We start from the raw sequence: 1,483 nt of genomic DNA on the forward strand, positions 1-1,483 counted from the left end.
CCCTGTACGCCGAGGCCGAGCGCCTGTCCCCCGGCTCGCGGCTGGCCGTCATCGCCTGGCTCGGGTACCCCGCCCCAGCCACGATCAGCCCCGCCGTGCTCACCACCGGTCGCGCCGACCAGGGCGCCCGCGCGCTCCGCCCGCTGGTCACGTGGCTGAACTCGCGCGGCGACGGCGTCGCGCTGCTGTGCCACAGCTACGGCTCGGTGGTGTGCGGACGCGCCGCGAAGGGCCTCGACGTGACCGACATCGCCGTGTTCGGCAGCCCGGGGATGGCCGTTTCCTCCGCGTCGGGACTGCACACCGGCGCGCGGCTGTGGGCGGGGCGCGCCTCGGGCGACTGGATGCGGTACGCACCGAACGTCCGGATGCTCGGCGTCGGCTTCGGCGCGGACCCGGCCGGAGCGGGATTCGGCGCCCGGCGGTTCGCCGCGGGTGACGGCGGGCACGGCGACTATCTCCGGCCCGGCGGCGTCGCGCTGCGCAACCTGGCCCTCATCGCCCTCGGACGCACCGGTGATGTGACGCGTTGACCAGGCCCTTCCCGGCACTTGCCCGGCGAAAGGCGATTACCGTCACAGGTGACGTATCGCCACCGGTGGCGACGTGCACGGCTCCCGCCGATGCTCTCATCCGCCGGCCGGGGGTGGGAGGGTGGAGAATGTGAAGAACGACGGCGACATCCGCGAAGAGACAACCGAGCGGCTCGAGCAGGCCATGGGTACGCTCGGCACCGCCGCCACGGCCAGCATGGAAGAGCGCCTGCCGTGGTTCCGCGCGATGTCGGCGGAGTACCGCTCGTGGGTCGGCCTGGTGGCCCAGGCGGGCATCGCCGGGTTCGTCGAGTGGTTCAAGAACGAGGAGAAGATCCGGCCGGCCATCGCGGGCGAGGTCTTCGGCACCGCGCCGCGCGAGCTGATGCGCGCCGTACGCCTCCAGCAGACCGTCGAGATCGTGCGCGTCGTCATCGACGTGGTCGAGGCTCAGGTGAACAAGCTCGCCGCGCCGGGCGGGGAGACGCAGCTGCGCGAGGCCATCCTGCGCTACACCCGTGAGGTCGCCTTCGGCGCCGCGCAGGTCTACGCGCGTGCGGCCGAGACGCGCGGCGCGTGGGACGCGCGGCTCGAGGCGCTCATCGTCGACGCCCTGCTGCGCGGCGAGGTCGACGAGTCGCTGCACTCCTGGGCGGCCGCGCTCGGCTGGGCCTCGACCTCGGTGGCCGTCATGGCGGGGCACACTCCGGACGACGAGCCCGAGGCCATCATCGACGACATCCGCATCGCGTCGCGTCGCGCGCGCGTCGACGTGCTCGCCGGAGTGCAGGGCAGCCGCCTCATCATCATCGTCGGCGGCGTGGAGGACGACCCGCTGGCCGCGGCGAAGCCGTTCACGTCCAAGTTCGGCGCGGGCCCGGTCGTCATCGGCCCGCGGGTGGACGACCTGTACGCCGCCACCGGGTCGGCGCGCGCCGCGCTCGCCGGGC

1 protein-coding gene and 1 pseudogene are annotated in these 1,483 nt (G+C 73.8%); both read left to right on the forward strand.

The window, feature by feature from the left end; genetic code table 11:
- Nucleotides 1-533 (forward strand): alpha/beta hydrolase (locus ACFFNX_RS49830; protein ID WP_378213493.1); only part of this gene is annotated, 533 nt, incomplete at its 5' end.
- Between the two features lie 184 nt (nt 534-717).
- A pseudogene (locus ACFFNX_RS49835) lies at nt 718-1,483 on the forward strand (PucR family transcriptional regulator); the annotation flags it as partial.

This window comes from Actinoallomurus acaciae, assembly GCF_042429965.1.
GTDB classification, from domain to species: domain Bacteria; phylum Actinomycetota; class Actinomycetes; order Streptosporangiales; family Streptosporangiaceae; genus Actinoallomurus; species Actinoallomurus acaciae.